The sequence below is a fragment of the Streptomyces sp. NPDC046727 genome (genome assembly GCF_040645635.1).
GTDB lineage: Bacteria > Actinomycetota > Actinomycetes > Streptomycetales > Streptomycetaceae > Streptomyces.
This window is the reverse complement of the sequence record NZ_JBEYYR010000002.1, coordinates 410,577-428,058: the sequence shown is the minus strand read 5'-3', so window position 1 is coordinate 428,058 and position 17,482 is coordinate 410,577. Positions and strand designations below refer to the sequence as shown.

Here is a 17,482-nt window from a genome sequence, read left to right as displayed (position 1 = left end):
TCAGGAATACGGCTGCTCCCTGGGCTGTTGAACGCGGAACACACCGAAGGCCGGACCCGGGGATCGAGGGTCCGGCCTTCGGCAGCGTGTCAGGCAGGTGGTGCGAGGGGGCCGGGCGTCAGCCGACGGCGACGCCGTGCGTGCGGAGGTAGCCGACGGGGTCCACGTCCGAGCCGTAGTCCGGCGTGGTGCGGATCTCGAAGTGCAGGTGCGGGCCGGTCACATTGCCGGTGGCGCCGGACAGGCCGACCTGCTGGCCCGCGGTCACGGTCTGGCCGGCCGAGACGGAGAGCTGCGACAGGTGGGCGTACTGGGCGTAGTAGCCGTCGTTCAGCTTGATGACGACCTGGTTGCCGTACGCGCCGCCCCAGCCGGCGGAGACGACGGTGCCGGCGGCGACGGCCTTCAGGGGGGTGCCGGTCGGCACGACGAAGTCGACGCCGGTGTGGTAGCCGCTGGACCACATGCTGCCGGCCACGTGGTAGCCGGTGCCGATGGTGGCGCCGGCGACGGGGAGGGTGTAGCCGGCGGAGGCGGTCTGGGCGCCGCCGGACCCGGACTGCCGGGCGGGCTGTGCGGCGGCCGACCGTGAGGGCTTCGAGGCGGCCGAGGAGTGCTGCTGCGGGGCGGCGGACTCGGTGCGGGCCGGCGCGGCCTTCTCGCCGAGGCTGAGCTTCAGGCCCGGGTGGATCAGCGACGGGTCGGCACCGACGGCCTGCCGGTTGTCGTCGTAGAGCCGCTGCCAGCCGCCCCGGACGTGTTGCTCCTCGGCGATCTTCGAGAGGCAGTCGCCGCTGCGGACCGTGTAGGTGCGCGCGGCCTGATCCGACTGTGCGGCGGCCTTCTTCACCGTGCCCGGGAGGGACTGCACGGCCTTTCCGGACACGGACTGCGCGGGGGCGGCGGCGTGCGCTCCGGTGGCCCCGAGCAGCGGGAGGGCCAGGGCGGCGCCACCGGTTCCGGCGACGGCGATGGAGCGGGAAAAACGCGGGGTCTTGGGGCGTCGGTGCTTACCCTTGGGGGGCATGGCGCAATTCCTCTCCGGCGCCTGCGAGGTGAGCTGTCGGGTTCGGGCTGGAGCTGCCCGGCCGTGCGCGCACGGCTGCACCCCTGGCCTGTCGCGGAGACCGGACAGGCAGTCGTACCTGGTGGGTCCCCCGCTCCTGCCGACGCGGGTCAAGTGTGTGGGGACTCCGGTCGGCGGCAGGATTCGGCGTTCCGTCCGGAATGGTTGGGAACGTAAGCGAGCAAGACGCACGGAAACAAGCGGCAGGTTCCCGTTGTCCGTGTTTCGGATGATCGGATACGGGAATTCACGGTCACCCAGCGTGAATTCCCGCGCCCTTCGCTCCCTCAATTCGCCTTTTCGATACGGCGATTACGTGAACATGACGCGCGACGTACGGTCACGGATATGACGCTCCTCACGCCACTCGCCCCCATGGACCCCTATTCCGTAGCGAGTTGGAATGAAGGCGCTAATTCGGGCAGATAGCTCAGATGCGGCGCAGACGGAGAACCATCGCATCCAGGTCACCCTTGAGTCCCGTGCGCACTCCGTGATGCAGCAGCACCGCACCCCGGTACACTTCGCCCGTTTCGCGGCATTCGTACGATGCCGTCGGGTCGAGTCCGCGCAGCCGTACCGCCGGCACCGGCTCTCCGTGGCTCTGCGCCTGCAGCCAGGCGAGGACGACCGTCTCCTCCCCCCGGACGTACTGGACGGCGCTCAGACCGCCCGTCGGGGGCCGCAGCCGGTACAGCTCGCCGTGCTGCACGACCGGGCGGATCTCCTTGTACAGCTCCACCCACCGCCGGGCCTCGGCCAGCTCCTCCGCGCTCCACTCCGTCAGGTCGCCGCCGACCCCGAGCACGCCCGCCATGGCACTGACGAACCGGAAGCGCAGCGAGCTGACCCGGCCGTTGAGCTGCGTGTTCGGGCTGTCGGTGACCCAGGCGGCCATCACGCGCGCGGGGTGGATCTGGGTGAAGCCGTACTGAATGGCGAGGCGGTCCAGCGGGTCGGTGTTGTCGGAGGTCCACACCTGGTCGGTGCGGCTCAGCACGCCGAGGTCGATCCGGCCGCCGCCGCCCGAGCAGGACTCGAAGGCCACCTGGGGGTGGGCGGCCCGCAGCCGGTCGAGCAGGGCGTAGAGGGCGCGGACGTGGTCCACCCACAGGCGCTGCGGGTACGGTTCCCCGGGCCAGCCCGCGTCGGTGAAGCAGCGGTTGAAGTCCCACTTCACATAGTCGATCGGGGCGCTGGAGAGCAGGGTGTCCAGCTGCTCCCACAGGTACTCCTGGACGTCCTCGCGTGCGAGGTTGAGAACGAGCTGATTGCGCAGTTCCGTCCGCTTACGTCCCGGTTGGTACTGCACCCAGTCGGGGTGGGCGCGGTACAGCTCGCTGTCCGGGTTGACCATCTCCGGCTCGACCCAGATGCCGAACCGCATACCCAGGCCGTGCACCCGGTCGGCGAGGGGCTTGAGGCCGTGCGGGAAGCGGTCGGGGTTGGGTGTCCAGTCGCCGAGTCCGGCGCGGTCGCTGGTGCGGGCGCCGAACCAGCCGTCGTCCACCACGAACAGCTCGACACCGATCTCGGCGGCCCGGCGGGCGAGGGCGGCCTGCTGCTCCTCGGAGATGTCGAAGTTCGTCGCCTCCCAGGAGTTGAACAGCACGGGCCGGTCCCGCTCGGCCTCCGGGATGACGTACGCGCGCTGGTAGGCGTGCCAGGTGCGGCTCGCGCCGCCGTATCCACCGTCGCTCCACAGGCCCGCGAAGACAGGGGTGGTGTACGACTCTCCCGGCTGAAGGAGCAGCAGTCCCGAGTCGTCGTGGCCGGCACCGCCGGTGATCTGCACGCGCGCGTCCGGGAGTTGGGCGACCGCGATGCGCCAGGAGCCGGACCAGCCGAGCGCGCAGCCGTAGACCTCGCCGCGCTCCTCGGTGGCGTCGGTGTCGAGGGCGACCCAGGGCAGGTGCTGGTGGCCGGTGTGGCCGCGGCGGCTGCCGATGACCTTCTCGCCGTAGGTGAGCGGGGCGGTGGTGAGCCGGGACTCGGCGGCCCAGCGGCCGTGCAGCTGGGCCAGCCGCCAGCCCTCGCGGTCGGGCAGGGTCCAGGTGGCGGCGTCGGCCCGCAGCAGCTCCACGCGCGCGTGGCCGCCGTTCTCGACGGTCACCCAGCGCTCGACGACATCGCCGCGCATCCGGTAGTGCAGCGCGATCCCCACGCCGTCGTCGTCGAAGCGCAGCCGCAGCTCGTCGCCCTCCGTGTCGTACGCCACGAAGCGCCATTCGGTGCCGCGCCGCTCCTCGGTGCGGACGGACAGGGCGGGGCGGACGAAGCGGGGTCCGCCCTCGACGGGGTACTCCTCCCGGCCGTCGAGCGGGGACTCGAAGGGCCAGTAGCCGGGCAGGGGGCTCAGCGCGAGCGCCTCGGCGTCGGCGAGCGCGATCCGTGGCCCCCAGTGCAGATGGAGCAGCTCGTCCGCGCCGGTGAGATGCAGGGCATAACTGCTGCTGGGGCCTGACAGGAGCCAGGTGCGACCGTCTTCGGCGATGTCCACCATCGAGACCTCACAGGTGTCAACAGATCCCCTCAAGTGCCAACATCATCGAGGGCCGCCGGCCCTGCTGACAATGCCTGTGGACAACTCATTGCCCGAGGAAATCGATGCCGTATGGTCGACAGAGCGCCCGTCGACGAGCCGCGCCGGCGGGGCCGACCGGGAGGAGCCCCCGTGACGCAGCAGGTCCCGTCGACCGAGCCGGAGCTGGCCGGTGTGCGCAATTTCCGTGACGTGGGCGGGCTGCCCACGGTCGACGGACGGCGGGTGCGCCACGGAGTGCTGTTCCGCAGCGGCCATCTGGCGCACGCGACCGAACAGGACGCGGCCTTCCTCGCCTCCCTGGGCCTGCACACGATCTTCGACTTCCGCAACGCGGCCGACCAGAGGCTGGAGGGCCCCGATGTCGAGCTGCCCGGCGTGCGGAATGTGAACCTGCCGCTGAGCGACCCGGCGGACGGCGCCGAGTTCTGGAAGATGGTCCGCGACGGCGACCTCGACCAGCTGCGCGCGATCCTGGACGACGGCAAGGGGGCGGCCCGGATGATCGCCTCCTACCGGAAGATCGTCAAGGAGCGCACCGCCGAGCACTCCAGGGTGCTGAACGCGCTCGCCGACGACAGCGTCCCCGCGCTGATGCACTGTGCGGCCGGCAAGGACCGGGCGGGCATCTCCATAGCCGTCACGCTCCTGGCCGTGGGCGTCGAGCGCGAGGCGATCGTCGCCGACTACCTGGAGTCCAACGCCAAGCACCGGCGCTACAAGGTCCGCCGCAGCGGCAGCGCGGACACCGCGTACACCCCCGAGGTGATGGAGCTGCTCAACCCGCTCTTCGACGCCCGCGCCGCATACCTGGAGGCGGCCTTCGCGAGCATCGAGGAGACCTGGGGCGGCGTCGAGACCTATCTGGCCCAGGGCCTCGGCCTCTCCCCCGAGTCCCGCGACCGGCTGCGCGAGCGCCTGCTGGACTGACGGGAGCCGGTCAGGGCGCCCAGGGCAGGCGGACGGCCTCGATCTCGGGGTCGCGCAGCAGGGCCTCGACGAGCGCGGCGGGGCCCGCCACCTTCGTGGCCCACAGGTCGTAGTCGGTGCACAGGACCCAGGAGCGGTCCTCGGCCCACAGGTTGGACGGGCTGAAGTCGGCCTCGGGGTTGTCGTACAGCATCCGCGCGTCGCCCAGCCGGCCGGACCGTACGTGCGGGTTCTCGAAGTCGACGGCACCCAGCAGCAGCGGGTTGTAGTAGGCCAGGCAGCGGGTGTCCGGGCCCGCCGGGCTGTGCTCGGTGAGGATCTCGACCAGCCGGTTCCAGCTCTCGCGGTCCAGGCTGCCCTCGGTGGGCGGATCGAGGGCGACGGGCCAGCTGCCGCCCCGCTTCACCGACGGGAAGCACCGGTACGAGGGCAGTAGCCCCTCGGGCACCAGGGGGTCGCCGGTCCGTGCGGCCAGCTCCGCCCAGCGCAGCCGCCGCCAGCCGGGCCCGGGATGCCCGGAACGGCCCAGGCCGCCTCCCGTCGCGGTGCCCAGCTCCGTGAGGTCGATGCCCGCGAGGACCGTCCGCTCGACGCCGCCGTCCGCCACACGGGCCCGGCGGTACTCGTCGTACGTCAGGCCGGCCGGGGCCTGCTCGTGCTCGTACATGGCGTTGAGCACCCAGGCCGCGTCCGGCAACGGCGGCGGCATGAACCCGGTGATGCCGTCACCGGCCAGCTCGTGCAGCCAGTCGGCGGTACGGGGCGAGGCGAGGGGCCAGCGAGCGGTCGTCGGGTCGCGGGTCTCGGGCATCCGAGCATGATGGCACGCCGGCTCGGCCGCTCAGCCCTTGGCGCCCACCGCGAACAGCAGGTAGAGGAACGCGGCGAGGACGTGCCCGAGCGCGATGTAGATGATCAGGCGGATCCACAGGGAACGAGGGAACTTCTCCTCGAAGTCGCTCATGGCAGCTCTCCGGTCAGCGGGCCCAGGCACAGGGTGGCCGTGGGGCTCTGCAGCAGGGTGTGGACGAACAAAAGCTCCACGCCGTCGTGGTCCTCGGCGGCGAGGCGGTGCGGGGTGAGCGAGTCGAAGTGCGCGCTGTCGCCGGGCCCGAGCAGGTGCGCGGTGTCGCCGAGCCGCAGCCGCAGGCGCCCCTTGAGGACGTAGAGCCACTCCTCGCCGGGGTGGACGCGCACGATGTCGCCCTGCGAGCCGTACGGCACACTCACCCGCAGGGCCTGCATGCCGCGGCCGGCCGCCCCGGCCTGGACGTACGTCCACCCGCCCGCCCGGGTCGGCTCCATGTCGGCGGCCCGCACGATCGCGTGCCGGTCGGCGACCGTCTCGCCGAGCAGCTCCGACACGGTCGTACCGTAGATGCGGGCGAGTGCGAGGAGCATCGGCAGCGAGGGCTGGCGGTGCCCGGTCTCCAGGCGCGAGAGGTGGGCCGGGGACAGTCCGGCGGTCCGGGCCGCGGCCTCCAGGGTGAGGCCGGCGCGCCGGCGCAGGGCGCGCAGCTGCGGCGCGACGGCGGGCAGGTCCTCGCCCTGGCCCGCCGGTGGCGGGGCGTCTGAGGCGTTCATGCCTCCATTGAGCCCGAGCTTTGCCCTCTGGGCAATTTTCTTGCCCCTGAGACAAAAGCGCGCCGAGCCGCCGCTCCGCACCCCGCCCTGTTACGATCAAGCTCAGGATTTGAACACGTTCAAACCAGGGGGAGTCTCATGCCTGCGAACACCGCACCCGACCCGGCCGACACACCCGCCGGCGCCCTCGGTCCGACCGCCCTTGTGCTGGGCGCCATAGCCGCCGTGTCCACATGGCCGACGATCATGCTGCTTCCGGTGATGTTCCTCGCCGGAGGGCTCGCCGTCACGTTCGGCCTGATGGGCGCCCACTACGCCCGCCTCGGCATCGGCCGGATGTGGACCGCCGTGACCGGAGCCGTCCTGGGCGCGACCGGACTGCTGTACCTCCCCTTCCTGCTCCTCCTGGCCCCCTAGGCCCGTCCTCAGCGGTTCGCCACCGCCTGCTTGATCAGGGTCTTGCCGAAGTCCCACATGAGGCCGCCGCCGCTGTGCGCGTCGTCCATCACCGCGGTGAAGGCGTCCACGAACCGGTCCACGTCGGCCTCGTCGAGGACCAGCGGGGGGATGAGCTTGATCACCTCCAGGTGGTCGCCGGACACCTGGGTGAGGATCCGGTGCTTCTGCAGCAGCGGTACGACGACCATCTGGGCGAACAGTCCCTTGCGGGCCGCCTGGAGCATGGTCCAGCGGCTGCGCAGCTTCAGTGAGGACGGCCTGCCGAACTCGATGCCGATCATCAGGCCCCGGCCACGGACGTCGGCGAGCAGCTCGTACGTGTCGATCAGCGCGGCGAGCCGGGACCTGAGCAGCTCGCCCGTCCGGCGCACACCCGCGACGATCTGCTCGTTCTCCATGACCGAGAGCACGGCGAGGCCGCACGCCATCGCCTGGGCGTTGGACCCGAAACTCGCCGAGTGCACCAGGACGCGGTCCATGGACGAGTAGACCTTCTTGAAGATCCACTCCTTGCCGAGGGTGGCGCCGACCGGCACATAGCCGCCGGACAGCGCCTTGGCCACGCACACCAGGTCCGGTTCGACACCGTCCTCGTGCTGGTAGGCGTAGAAGTCGCCGGTGCGGCCGAGGCCGGTCTGCACCTCGTCGGCGATGAGCAGGGCCTTGTGCTTGTGCAGCAGTTCCTGCGCGGCGCGCAGATAGCCGGGCGGCGCCTCGTGCACCCCCTTGCCCTGGATCGGCTCCACGATCAGCGCGGCCACGTCACCCTTCCTCAGCTCCCGGGCCAGCGCGTCCAGATCGCCGAGCGGTACGGCGGTGTCGGGCAGCAGCGGGGCGAAGCCGTCGCGGAAGCCGTCCTCGCCGTTGACCGACAGCGAGCCGGTGGTCAGGCCGTGGAAGGCGTGGTCGCAGTAGAGGACGCGCGGCCTGCCGGTGGCGTACCGGGCGAACTTCAGGGCCGTCTCGACGGCTTCGGTGCCGCTGTTGCCGAAGAACACCCGGTCCAGGTGCGGGCTCTGGGCCAGCAGTCGCTCGGCGAGCAGGCCGGGCAGCGGCTGGCAGTCGAAGCGGGTCAGGTCGGCGAGGTCCAGGTCGAGGACGTCGTGCAGCGCCTTGCGGACGACCGGATGATGGCGGCCCAGGCCCATCACCCCGAACCCGGCGAGCATGTCCAGGTAGTCGTTGCCGTCCGCGTCGAAGAAGTGCGCCCCCTCGGCGCGCTCGTAGACCTTGTCGAAGCCGATGGTGTGCAGCATGCGCGGCAGCTGCGGGTTGAGGTGCCTGGCGTGCAGCTCGTAGCGTTCGGCTCCGCGCTCGGCGAGCAGGGCGCCGAGGTCGAACTCGGTGGTCATTCACTCTCCTTGGCTGTGCCGCCCGCGTCCTTGACGGCCAGGCTCGCGCTGATCCGCCCGGCGATCTCGACGGGCGTGAGGCCGATGTCGGCCAGCACCTCGCCGCGCTTGGCGTGCGCGAGGAACTGCTCCGGGATGCCGAACCGCCGTACCGGCACGTCCACGTCGGCGTCGCCGAGGGCCAGTGCCACGGCCGAGCCGACGCCGGCGGCCCGGCTGTTGTCCTCGACCACGGCCACCAGCCGGTGCCGGGCGGCGAGGCCGGGCAGGGCGGGGTCGACGGGCTTGACCCATCGCGGGTCCACGACCGTGCAGTCGATGCCCCGGCCTTCGAGGAGTTCGGCGGCCTGGAGGCACACGGACGCCATCACGCCGACGGCCACCAGCAGCACCTCGGGGCGGTCGGCACGGTGCAGGACGTCCATGCCGCCGACGTGGTCGACCGCCGGGACGCGCGGGCCGACGGACTCCTTCGGGAAGCGGACCAGGGTGGGCGCGTCGTCCACGGCGACGGCCTCGCGCAGCTGCGCGCGCAACTGGTCGGCGTCGCGCGGGGCGGCGATCCTGAGGCCCGGGACGACCTGCAGGACCGACATGTCCCACATGCCGTTGTGGGAGGCCCCGTCGGCGCCGGTGACACCGGCCCGGTCCAGGACGAAGGTGACCCCGCAGCGGTGCAGGGCGACATCCATCAGCAGCTGGTCGAAGGCCCGGTTGAGGAAGGTGGCGTAGACGGCGACGACCGGGTGCAGCCCGCCGGTCGCGAGCCCGGCCGCCGACACGGCCGCGTGCTGCTCGGCGATGCCCACGTCCCACACCCGGTCCGGGAAGCGCTCGGCGAACCGGCCCAGACCGACCGGGTGCAGCATGGCCGCCGTGATCGCCACGACGTCCTCGCGCTCCTCCCCGATCCTCACGATCTCCTCGCCGAACACCGAGGTCCAGGAGGGCCCGCCGGCCGGGGCGAGCGGCTCGCAGGTGAGCGGGTCCATCACGCCGACGGTGTGGAAGTGGTCCTCCTCGTGCGCGAGGGCCGGCTCGTAGCCGCGGCCCTTCACGGTGAGGCAGTGGACCAGGACCGGGCCGTGGAAGCGTTTCGCGCGGCGCAGCGCCGACTCGACGGCCTTGATGTCGTGGCCGTCGATCGGGCCGAGGTACTTCAGCCCCAGGTCCTCGAACATGCCCTGCGGGGCGAAGGCGTCCTTGAAGCCCTTCTTGGCGCCGTGCAGGGACTCGTAGAGCGTGTGGCCGACGACCGGGGTGCGCTGGAGCACCTCCTTGCCCCAGGCGAGGACCTTCTCGTAGCCGTCGGTGGTGCGCAGGGTCGCCAGGTGGTTGGCGAGACCGCCGATGGTGGGGGCGTACGACCGCTCGTTGTCGTTGACGACGATGATCAGCGGCCGGTCCTTGGCCGCGGCGATGTTGTTCAGCGCCTCCCAGGCCATGCCGCCGGTCAGCGCGCCGTCGCCGATGACCGCGACCACATGGCCCTTCTCGCCCTGGACCTGGTTGGCCTTGGCCAGGCCGTCGGCCCAGCCGAGCGCGGTGGAGGCGTGGCTGTTCTCGATGACGTCGTGCTCGGACTCCTCGCGCGAGGGGTAGCCGGACAGTCCGCCCTTGCCGCGCAGCTTGGAGAAGTCCTGACGGCCGGTCAGCAGCTTGTGCACGTAGCTCTGGTGTCCGGTGTCCCAGAGAATGCGGTCGACCGGTGACTCGAAGACCCGGTGGAGCGCGATGGAGAGTTCCACCACGCCCAGATTGGGCCCGAGATGTCCGCCGGTCCGCGACACCGCGTGGACCAGGAACTCACGTATCTCTTCGGACAGTTCGCCGAGTTCCGCCTCGGACAGCGCCTTCAGGTCGCGTGGTCCCCGGATGCTCTCCAGAATGGTCACGCTCGGGCCCCCTCTCGGTCCGTGCCTTGCCTCAACTCACTTGGTCTGCGGGGCTCGTCCGCTCGGCGAGCTTCATGGCCTCCTCGATGAGGGTCTCCACGATCTTCGACTCGGGGACGGTCTTGACGACCTCGCCCTTGACGAAGATCTGTCCCTTGCCGTTGCCGGAGGCGACGCCGAGGTCGGCCTCGCGGGCCTCGCCCGGACCGTTGACCACACACCCCATCACCGCGACCCGCAGCGGCACTTCCATGCCGTCCAGGCCCGCGGTGACCTCCTCGGCGAGCTTGTACACGTCCACCTGGGCCCGGCCGCAGGACGGACAGGAGACGATCTCCAGGCGTCGCTGCCGCAGCCCCAGGGACTGAAGGATCTGGATGCCGACCTTGACCTCCTCGGCGGGCGGCGCGCTCAGCGACACGCGGATGGTGTCCCCGATGCCGCGCGAGAGCAACGCCCCGAAGGCCACGGCCGACTTGATCGTGCCCTGGAACGCCGGACCCGCCTCCGTCACGCCGAGGTGCAGCGGGTAGTCGCACTGCTCGGCGAGCTGCCGGTACGCCTCGATCATGACGACCGGGTCGTTGTGCTTCACGGAGATCTTGATGTCGCGGAAGTCGTGCTCCTCGAAGAGCGACGCCTCCCACAGGGCGCTCTCCACCAGCGCCTCGGGGGTGGCCTTGCCGTGCTTCCGCAGCAGCCGCCGGTCCAGGGAGCCGGCGTTGACGCCGATCCGGATCGGCGTGCCGTGGTCCTTGGCGGCGCGCGCGATCTCCTTCACCTTGTCGTCGAACTGCTTGATGTTGCCGGGGTTCACGCGGACCGCCGCACAGCCGGCCTCGATGGCCGCGAACACGTACTTCGGCTGGAAGTGGATGTCCGCGATCACCGGGATCTGTGACTTGCGGGCGATGGTCGCCAGGGCGTCCGCGTCGTCCTGCGTGGGGCAGGCGACACGGACGATCTGGCAGCCGGACGCGGTCAGCTCGGCGATCTGCTGGAGGGTGGCGCCGATGTCCGACGTACGGGTCGTCGTCATCGACTGCACCGACACCGGGGCTCCGCCCCCGACCGCCACCGGCCCGACGTGGATCTGCCGCGACAGCCGCCGCGGCGCCACCGGACGGACCGGTACCTCGGGAACGCCCAAGGGAACGGCGGTCATCGCGTCACTCCCGGTTTCCGGAGACGGTCTCGCGCATCGCCCGCAGGGACTCCTTCAGGGAACCCATGGTGGCGAGGACGGCGGTCGGCTCGTAGCCGCAGTGCGCCATGCAGTTGGCGCACCGCGGGTCCTTGCCGCGGCCGTACTTGTCCCAGTCGGTCTTCTCGATGAGTTCGCGGTACGTCGGCACGTACCCGTCGCTCATCAGGTAGCAGGGGCGCTGCCAGCCGAAGAGCGAGTAGTTCGGGATCGCCCACGCGGTGCACGGGAAGTCGACCTTGCCCTCCAGGAAGTCCAGGAAGAGCGGGGAGTGGTTGAGCCGCCACTTGCGCCGGTTGCCGCCCGCGAAGGCCTTCTTGAACAGTTCGCGGGTCTGCTCCACGCCGAGGAAGTGCTCCTGGTCGGGGGCCTTCTCATAGGCGTAGGCGGGCGAGATCATCATCTCGTCGACCTTGAGGTCGTCGTTGAGGAAGTTGAGCACCTCGACGATGGTCTGCGGGGTGTCGGTGTTGAAGAAGGTGGAGTTGGTGGTCACCCGGAAGCCGCGCCGCTTGGCCTCCTTGATGGCCTCCACCGCCTCGTCGAACACGCCTTCCTTCGCAACGGACTCGTCGTGCCGCTCGCGCAGTCCGTCGATGTGCACGGCGAACGCGAAGTAGGGCGAGGGCCTGAATTTGTCGATCTTCTTGCGCAGCAACATGGCGTTGGTGCACAGGAAGACGTATTTCCGCTTCGCCACCAACTGGCGCACGATCTCGTCGATCTGAGGATGCATCAGGGGCTCGCCGCCGGCGATGGACACCATCGGCGCGCCCGACTCCAGCACCGCGCCCACGGCCTGGGCGACCGGCATGCGCTGCTTGAGCACACCGGCCGGGTGCTGGATCTTGCCGCAGCCCTCGCACTTCAGATTGCAGGCGAACAGCGGTTCCAGCTCGACGATGAGCGGGAACTTGTCCCGCTTGCGGAGCTTCTGTTCAGCCAGGTATGTAGCGACCTTGATGGACTGACGCAACGGCATGGCCATCTGGCTCACCTCCGAGGGAGCGGCAAAGAACGGTGCCATTCGAAAAATGCAGGAAGGATGGAACGAAGAACACGGAAAGCTGATATTCCACCGCGCACGGTTCCGATCCGGACGAGTTCGTGTTCCGGGGCGTCCACGACCACCCGGACGGCCGCAACGGGGTGTTCGCCCGTCCGGACGGCGGCCAGGAGCGTGGCCGCCGACTCCATGTCGACCGCGATCGCGCCGGTGGCGCGCAGCTCGGACCGCTCCGGTCCGCGGACGACGTGGTCGGAGCCGGTGAGCGGCCCGGTGTGGACCGTGCGTCCGGGCAGCAGGCGCGCGAGTTCCTTGACGAGCAGTTCGGTGCCCACGCACGGGACGGTCCCGCGCGGGTCCCGGGTCTCCTCGGCGACGACCAGGTCGCCGGGGTGCATTCCGGGTGCCAGCCCGGCACAGAATCCGGTGGCCAGCACGGCCGTGTCGGCCGGTGCCGGGCCGGCGAGGTGCCGGGTGACGGACCGTTCCGCCGCACGGGGCCCCATGCCCGTACGGACGAACGCCACCGGCCCGCCGGCACCGCTGCGGTCGCCGGTGCGCAGGGCGAGGTGCTCGATGCCGAGCGCGCAGGCGATCAGCAGCGGGGCCGGGGCGGGCTGGTGGGTCAAGTCAGCTCCCCTCGCCCGGCGACGAGGCCTGCCGGGCCGGGGCGAGCAGGTTCCGCTCGAAGGGGTCCCCGTGCAGGTACCGGCCGAGCGCGGTGAGCGGGAACACCTGCCGGTAGAGGTGGTAGTTGATGGAGAAGTCCCAGGGGAAGCCGGTGCCGGTGAAGTACGGCTCGTCCCAGCTGCCGTCCTCCCGCTGGGTCTCGGCCAGCCACTGGACACCCCGCTCGACGGCCTTGGAGCCCTTCTCCCCCGCGGCGAGCAGGGCCATCAGCGCCCACGCGGTCTGCGAGGCGGTGGAGGCGCCCCGGCCGCTCCACTCCTTGACGTACTTGTAGGAGCGCAGGTCCTCGCCCCAGCCGCCGTCGTCGTTCTGGACGCTCTCCAGCCAGGTCACCGCCCGCCGGATCGCCGGGTGCGAGCCGGGCAGTCCGGCCGCGGTGAGCGCGGGGACCACCGAACCGGTGCCGTAGATGTAGTTGACGCCCCAGCGGCCGAACCACGAGCCGTTGGACTCCTGCTCGGCGAGCAGCCAGTCGATGCCGCGCCGGGTGCGCGGGTCGTGGGCCAGGCCCTCGGCGGCGAGCATCTCCACGACGTGCGCGGTGACGTCCGCGGACGGCGGGTCGATGACCTCGCCGAAGTCGCAGAACGGCAGCCGGTTCGGGAAGGGGCTGGTGTTGTCGACGTCGAAGGCGCCCCAGGCGCCGTTCTTCGACTGCATCCCGAGGTTCCAGCGGACGGCGCGCCCGATGGCCCCGTCCACGCGGTCGGGGTCGTGGTGCCGGACCCGGCGCAGCGCGAGGGCGACCTCGGCGGTGTCGTCGATGTCCGGGTAGTTGTCGTTGTGGAACTCGAACGCCCAGCCGCCCGGAGGGAGTTGGGGTCGCCGGACGGCCCAGTCGCCGGGCCGGACGATCTCCTCGCCGAGCATCCAGTCGGCCGCCTTGACCAGCTGCGGATGGTCGACGGGCAGACCGGCGTCCACGAGGGCGATGGTGGCGAGGCAGGTGTCCCACACCGGGGACTGGCAGGCCTCGATCATCCGGGCGCCGTCCTCGCGCCAGACGGCGAAACGGTCCAGCGAGGCGAGGCCCTCGCGCAGCACCGGGTGCTCCAGGTCGTAGCCGAGCAGGCGCAGGGCGATGACCGAGTACACGGCCGGGGGCTGGATGCCGCCCCAGCAGCCGTCGTTCTCCTGGCGTTCGACGATCCAGCGGGCGGCCGAGTTCATCGCGGCCTTGCGGAGCCTGCGCACGGCGACCTTGCGGTAGCCGCGGACAACCTTGTCGAGCCGCTGGAAGAGCCCGTCCCAGCTCGCCACGGGGGCGAGCGGCTGGGGCGGGTTGGGCCGGTCCGGGTCGGTGTGCAGTTCGTCCAGCGGGAACGGCGCCGGGCGCACCGGGCGCTTCGCGGAGACGACGGTGAGCGGGACGATGGTCTGCCGGGCCCAGCATCCGAAGTTGTAGATGTTGAGCGGGAACCAGGTCGGGAAGTAGATGAGCTCCGGGGGGAGTTCGGGCAGGTCGTCCCACTTCCACCAGCCGAACAGGGCGAGCCAGATCCGGGTGAAGACCCGGGCCGCGGCGATGCCGCCGCGCTCGCGGACCCAGGCGGAGGCCTTCGCCATGTGCGGGGCGTCGGGCGCGTCGCCGGCCAGGCGCAGGGCGACGTACGCCTCGATGGTGGTGGACAGTTCGCCGGGCCCGCCGTAGAAGGTCGCCCAGGCGCCGTCCTCGCGCTGCTCGCCGCGGATGAACTTCGCGGCGCCCTGTGTGGTCTTCTCGTCCCGGATGCCCAGGAACTGACGGAGCAGCAGGTCCTCGGCGTCCATGGTGACGTTGGTCTCCAGGTCGCCCTTCCACCAGCCCTCGGTGTCCTGCTGGGCGAGCAGGAAGTCGGTGGCGCGCCGTGCGGCGCGCGCGGCGGCTTCTTGTACCCCGGCCGCCTCGGGGGTGGTGAGAGTGGTGTCGCTGGCCGCGGCAGCGCGGGACGGCAAGGTCGCCCCGGTGCTTCCGTCGGTCGTCGCTGTCATGGCTTCCCCTTCGTGCAGTCGTGCGAGTCGTGCTGCTGTGGGTCCGCCGTCGGCCGGTGCCCGTGCTGCACCGGCCGGCGACTACGCGCGGCGTGTGTGGCCGATAGTGCTCATCTCTTCCGTACGACGACGAAGTCGGCGAGCGCCGTGAAGGACTCCCGCACCCGGTCGGGCATGTCGACGGCGTCGAGGGCTTCGATGGCGATGACGTGCTGACGGCGGGCTTCCTCGGCCGTCCACTCACGGCCGCCGGCCTCCTCGATGAGGGCGGCGCGGGCCGCGAACTCCTCCTCGGAGAAGTTCTCGAAGTCGCTGCTCTTGGCGTCGGCGGCGAGGATCTCGCCGAGCTGCTCGGAGGCGGGGCCGCCGGCCGCGAGCGCGGCCACCACCGGCAGGGACTTCTTGCGCTGGCGCAGGTCGCTCCAGGTCTGCTTGCCAGTGGCCTCCGGGTCGCCCCAGATGCCGAGCAGGTCGTCCACGGCCTGGAAGGCGAGGCCGAGGTGGTAGCCGTACCGTTCCAGCGCGTCGGCGGTGGCGTCGTCCGCGCCGCCGAGGACCGCGCCGATGGAGGAGGCGCAGGCGAGCAGGGCACCGGTCTTGTTGCCCTCCATCTCCAGGCACTCCTCGACGCTCACCCGGTCGCGGTGCTCGTAGGAGATGTCCTGGGCCTGACCGTCGATCAGGGCGCGGGTGGCGGTGGTCAGCCGACGGGTGGCGCGGCCGGCCTCGACCGTGCCGAGTTCCAGCAGGACCTCGTTGGCGAGGGCGAACAGGGCGTCACCGACCAGGATGGCCTGGGCGGGTCCGTGCACCTTCCAGACGGTGTCGCGGTGCCGGCGCTGCTCGTCGCCGTCCATCAGGTCGTCGTGCAGCAGCGAGAAGTTGTGCACGAGTTCGACGGCGACGGCGCCCGGGATGCCCGCCTCGGGTGCGGCGCCGGTGACCTCGGCGGAGAGCACGGCGAGCGCGGGGCGGACGGCCTTGCCGCCGTCGCCGTCGGCCGGGTTGCCGGCGGCGTCGATCCAGCCGAAGTGGTAGGCGGCGACGGTGTCCATGGGAGGCGCCAGGCGGTCGACCGCCGCGCGCAGCACCGGCGTGGCCAGGGTCCGGCCACGCTCCAGGAGCGCGGTCACGTCCACCGCGGGCCTCCGATCGGGCGTCGCGGCCGGGGGCACAGTGGGCACAGTCTCTCCTCTTGTTGCGGTACCGGGGGTGCGGGGGCCGGCCGCCTGCTGATGGGGCATCAGGCCGCCTCCTCGAACTCGAAGAGGCGGCGGGGGCGGGGCCGGCCCAGGGCGCCGAGCGCGGCGTCGGCCGCGCTCACTCCACTGCGGACCGCACTCTCCATGGTCGCGGGCCACCCGGTGGCGGTCCACGCTCCGGCCAGGTACAGGCCGGGGGCCTTGGTGCGGGCGCCGGGCCGCAGCCGCCCGACGCCAGGGGTGGGGGCGAACGTCGCCGTGCGCTCCCGGGTCACGAAGAAGTCCAGCACCTCGGCCGCGCGTGTACCCGGGATCAGTCGTTCCAACTCGGGCAGGTAGCGCTCGCGGAGGTCGGCGACCGGCAGGTCGATCTCGTCGTGCGCGGCGGACTGGGACAGCGCGAGATATTGGCCGTTGCCCAGCCCCGAAGCGTGGGTACGGTCGAACACCCACTGCACCGGGGTGCCGAGGGCCGCGAAGAAGGGCCGCGCGAGCACTGGGCGGTCGTAGACGACATGGACGTTCAGGATCGGCGCGGTGCCGATCTCCAGCAGCCGCTCGGGGGCGTCCAGGGCGCCGGGCGGCAGCAGTCCGTGGGCCTCGCCCTGGGGTACGGCGAGGACGACGACGTCCGCGGACAGCGTCTCGCCGGGAACCTGAACGCTCCAGGCGCCGTTCTCGTTGTTAGAGACGGAGGTGACGCGTGTACGGACCTCGGTACGGACGCCCGCGGTGTCGAGCGCCTTGCGGGCCAGCCGGTCGTGCAGTTCGCCCAGCGGGACATGGGCCCAGCCGATGTCGGCCGCGCCCGGGTCGGACAGCAGACCGGTCTTGAACACCATCGCGGCGAGCCCCAGCGAGGCGTCGCCCGCGACCGCGTTGAGGGTGGCGACGCCGACCAGGTCCCACAGGGCCTCGACGGCGCGCGCCGACTGGCCGTGCGCGGCCAGCCAGCTGCCGAAGTCCTGGGTGTCCAGGGCCGGATCGGCGAGGTCGAGTCCCTTCAGCGCGAGCGCGGCACGCCCGACGGAAGCGCGCTCGGCGAGCGAGAGGTGCGGGTAGGCGGCCAGGCTGCGCCCCAGGTGGAGGGGGACGGGCAGCGGGTCGCGCCGCAGCCTGCCGAGCCGCCTGCCCTCGGGCTTGGCGACGTCGACGACGGGCACGTCCAGGCGGTCCTGCAGCGGTGCCAGCGCGGTGCCCTCGATCCGGTCGAGGAACCAGCGGTAGGCGGTACAGCAGCGCAGGTACACGTGCTGGCCGTTGTCGACGGTCAGTCCGCCGCGCTGGAAGGAGAAGGCGAGGCCGCCCAGCCTGGGCCTGCCTTCGAGCAAGGTGACCCGGATGCCCGCGTCCGCGAGAGCGAGCGCCGCGGTGATCCCGGCGAGGCCACCGCCGACCACGACGGCACTGCGGCCTGCCTGCCGCGAGGTGCCGGCGTGTTCTTGTGCGGAGGGTGAGCCGTCGCTCATCGTGCGTCCTTCCGTGCGTGCCGAGCGTGCTGGTTGAACGGTGCACGCCCGGCCGTCGCAGTCAGGGACGCCACGCCGCAGCGGAGGGTTGCCTGCCGCATGCCGTCTGGTG

General features: G+C 71.5%; 16 protein-coding genes and 1 riboswitch. Of the genes, 2 read left to right on the top strand and 14 right to left on the bottom strand.

The window, feature by feature from the left end:
• Positions 1-118: 118 nt before the first annotated feature.
• Both ABZ937_RS04040 and ABZ937_RS04035 read right to left on the bottom strand, forming a co-directional pair.
• The gene (locus tag ABZ937_RS04040; protein ID WP_361685371.1) at positions 119-1,027 is read right to left on the bottom strand and encodes a peptidoglycan DD-metalloendopeptidase family protein; all 909 of its coding nucleotides are present in this window, start codon (positions 1,025-1,027) and stop codon (positions 119-121) included.
• Between the two features lie 5 nt (positions 1,028-1,032).
• Positions 1,033-1,193: riboswitch (cyclic di-AMP (ydaO/yuaA leader) on the bottom strand.
• Between the two features lie 303 nt (positions 1,194-1,496).
• Positions 1,497-3,569, bottom strand: coding sequence for an alpha-galactosidase (locus ABZ937_RS04035; RefSeq protein WP_361685441.1), 2,073 nt, complete (start codon positions 3,567-3,569; stop codon positions 1,497-1,499).
• Between the two features lie 171 nt (positions 3,570-3,740).
• Between ABZ937_RS04035 and ABZ937_RS04030 the strand changes: the two genes are divergently transcribed.
• Positions 3,741-4,538 (top strand): tyrosine-protein phosphatase, encoded by a 798-nt coding sequence (locus tag ABZ937_RS04030; RefSeq protein ID WP_361685369.1) that lies wholly within the window; start codon positions 3,741-3,743, stop codon positions 4,536-4,538.
• 10 nt (positions 4,539-4,548) lie between these two features.
• On the opposite strand, the gene ABZ937_RS04025 is transcribed toward ABZ937_RS04030, so the two are convergent.
• The 3 genes from ABZ937_RS04025 to ABZ937_RS04015 are packed head-to-tail and all read right to left on the bottom strand — an operon-like array spanning position 4,549 to position 6,122.
• Positions 4,549-5,349: a hypothetical protein gene (locus tag ABZ937_RS04025; RefSeq protein ID WP_361685367.1), complete on the bottom strand. Its 801-nt coding sequence runs from the start codon at positions 5,347-5,349 to the stop codon at positions 4,549-4,551.
• 30 nt (positions 5,350-5,379) lie between these two features.
• On the bottom strand, positions 5,380-5,502 hold the full coding sequence (locus ABZ937_RS04020; RefSeq protein WP_073891447.1) for a DUF6126 family protein: 123 nt from the start codon (positions 5,500-5,502) through the stop codon (positions 5,380-5,382).
• Entirely contained in the window at positions 5,499-6,122 is a 624-nt protein-coding gene (locus ABZ937_RS04015; RefSeq protein WP_361685365.1) for an XRE family transcriptional regulator, read from the bottom strand. The genes ABZ937_RS04020 and ABZ937_RS04015 overlap by 4 nt, the downstream gene beginning before the upstream one ends.
• A 138-nt stretch (positions 6,123-6,260) precedes the next feature.
• Between ABZ937_RS04015 and ABZ937_RS04010 the strand changes: the two genes are divergently transcribed.
• Positions 6,261-6,539: a hypothetical protein gene (locus ABZ937_RS04010; RefSeq protein WP_361685363.1), complete on the top strand. Its 279-nt coding sequence runs from the start codon at positions 6,261-6,263 to the stop codon at positions 6,537-6,539.
• An 8-nt stretch (positions 6,540-6,547) separates the two neighbouring features.
• On the opposite strand, the gene ABZ937_RS04005 is transcribed toward ABZ937_RS04010, so the two are convergent.
• The 9 genes from ABZ937_RS04005 to ABZ937_RS03965 all read right to left on the bottom strand — a co-directional run bounded on the left by ABZ937_RS04005 (position 6,548) and on the right by ABZ937_RS03965 (position 17,471).
• Complete coding sequence (locus ABZ937_RS04005; protein ID WP_361685361.1) at positions 6,548-7,933, bottom strand: aspartate aminotransferase family protein; 1,386 nt, start codon at positions 7,931-7,933, stop codon at positions 6,548-6,550.
• On the bottom strand, positions 7,930-9,828 hold the full coding sequence (gene dxs, locus ABZ937_RS04000) for a 1-deoxy-D-xylulose-5-phosphate synthase (RefSeq protein WP_361685360.1): 1,899 nt from the start codon (positions 9,826-9,828) through the stop codon (positions 7,930-7,932). The genes ABZ937_RS04005 and dxs overlap by 4 nt, the downstream gene beginning before the upstream one ends.
• A 31-nt stretch (positions 9,829-9,859) precedes the next feature.
• Positions 9,860-10,993: a flavodoxin-dependent (E)-4-hydroxy-3-methylbut-2-enyl-diphosphate synthase gene (gene ispG / locus ABZ937_RS03995; protein ID WP_361685358.1), complete on the bottom strand. Its 1,134-nt coding sequence runs from the start codon at positions 10,991-10,993 to the stop codon at positions 9,860-9,862.
• A 4-nt stretch (positions 10,994-10,997) separates the two neighbouring features.
• A complete protein-coding gene (gene hpnH, locus ABZ937_RS03990) occupies positions 10,998-12,020 on the bottom strand; it encodes an adenosyl-hopene transferase HpnH (protein ID WP_361685356.1) in 1,023 nt (340 codons plus the stop codon).
• A gap of 5 nt (positions 12,021-12,025) precedes the next feature.
• Complete coding sequence (locus ABZ937_RS03985) at positions 12,026-12,667, bottom strand: 1-hydroxy-2-methyl-2-butenyl 4-diphosphate reductase (protein WP_361685354.1); 642 nt, start codon at positions 12,665-12,667, stop codon at positions 12,026-12,028.
• A gap of 1 nt (position 12,668) precedes the next feature.
• On the bottom strand, positions 12,669-14,699 hold the full coding sequence (gene shc / locus ABZ937_RS03980) for a squalene--hopene cyclase (RefSeq protein ID WP_361685352.1): 2,031 nt from the start codon (positions 14,697-14,699) through the stop codon (positions 12,669-12,671).
• 110 nt (positions 14,700-14,809) lie between these two features.
• Positions 14,810-15,943 (bottom strand): polyprenyl synthetase family protein, encoded by a 1,134-nt coding sequence (locus tag ABZ937_RS03975; protein WP_361685351.1) that lies wholly within the window; start codon positions 15,941-15,943, stop codon positions 14,810-14,812.
• Entirely contained in the window at positions 15,943-17,370 is a 1,428-nt protein-coding gene (gene hpnE / locus ABZ937_RS03970; protein ID WP_361685349.1) for a hydroxysqualene dehydroxylase HpnE, read from the bottom strand. The genes ABZ937_RS03975 and hpnE overlap by 1 nt, the downstream gene beginning before the upstream one ends.
• Complete coding sequence (locus tag ABZ937_RS03965) at positions 17,367-17,471, bottom strand: DUF6380 family protein (RefSeq protein ID WP_361685439.1); 105 nt, start codon at positions 17,469-17,471, stop codon at positions 17,367-17,369. Before ABZ937_RS03965 ends, hpnE begins: the two co-directional genes overlap by 4 nt.
• Between the last annotated feature and the right edge of the window lie 11 nt (positions 17,472-17,482).

What these genes read in the sequence shown, in the direction of transcription:
- ABZ937_RS03975 (WP_361685351.1), bottom strand. Translation starts at nt 15,943, where the DNA reads ATGCCCCATCAGCAGGCGGCCGGCCCCCGCACCCCCGGTACCGCAACA.
- shc (WP_361685352.1), bottom strand. Translation starts at nt 14,699, where the DNA reads ATGACAGCGACGACCGACGGAAGCACCGGGGCGACCTTGCCGTCCCGC.
- ABZ937_RS04005 (WP_361685361.1), bottom strand. Translation starts at nt 7,933, where the DNA reads ATGACCACCGAGTTCGACCTCGGCGCCCTGCTCGCCGAGCGCGGAGCC.
- ABZ937_RS04010 (WP_361685363.1), top strand. Translation starts at nt 6,261, where the DNA reads ATGCCTGCGAACACCGCACCCGACCCGGCCGACACACCCGCCGGCGCC.
- ABZ937_RS04015 (WP_361685365.1), bottom strand. Translation starts at nt 6,122, where the DNA reads ATGAACGCCTCAGACGCCCCGCCACCGGCGGGCCAGGGCGAGGACCTG.
- ABZ937_RS04020 (WP_073891447.1), bottom strand. Translation starts at nt 5,502, where the DNA reads ATGAGCGACTTCGAGGAGAAGTTCCCTCGTTCCCTGTGGATCCGCCTG.
- hpnH (WP_361685356.1), bottom strand. Translation starts at nt 12,020, where the DNA reads ATGGCCATGCCGTTGCGTCAGTCCATCAAGGTCGCTACATACCTGGCT.
- ABZ937_RS04035 (WP_361685441.1), bottom strand. Translation starts at nt 3,569, where the DNA reads ATGGTGGACATCGCCGAAGACGGTCGCACCTGGCTCCTGTCAGGCCCC.
- ispG (WP_361685358.1), bottom strand. Translation starts at nt 10,993, where the DNA reads ATGACCGCCGTTCCCTTGGGCGTTCCCGAGGTACCGGTCCGTCCGGTG.
- ABZ937_RS03965 (WP_361685439.1), bottom strand. Translation starts at nt 17,471, where the DNA reads ATGCGGCAGGCAACCCTCCGCTGCGGCGTGGCGTCCCTGACTGCGACG.
- ABZ937_RS04040 (WP_361685371.1), bottom strand. Translation starts at nt 1,027, where the DNA reads ATGCCCCCCAAGGGTAAGCACCGACGCCCCAAGACCCCGCGTTTTTCC.
- hpnE (WP_361685349.1), bottom strand. Translation starts at nt 17,370, where the DNA reads ATGAGCGACGGCTCACCCTCCGCACAAGAACACGCCGGCACCTCGCGG.
- ABZ937_RS04025 (WP_361685367.1), bottom strand. Translation starts at nt 5,349, where the DNA reads ATGCCCGAGACCCGCGACCCGACGACCGCTCGCTGGCCCCTCGCCTCG.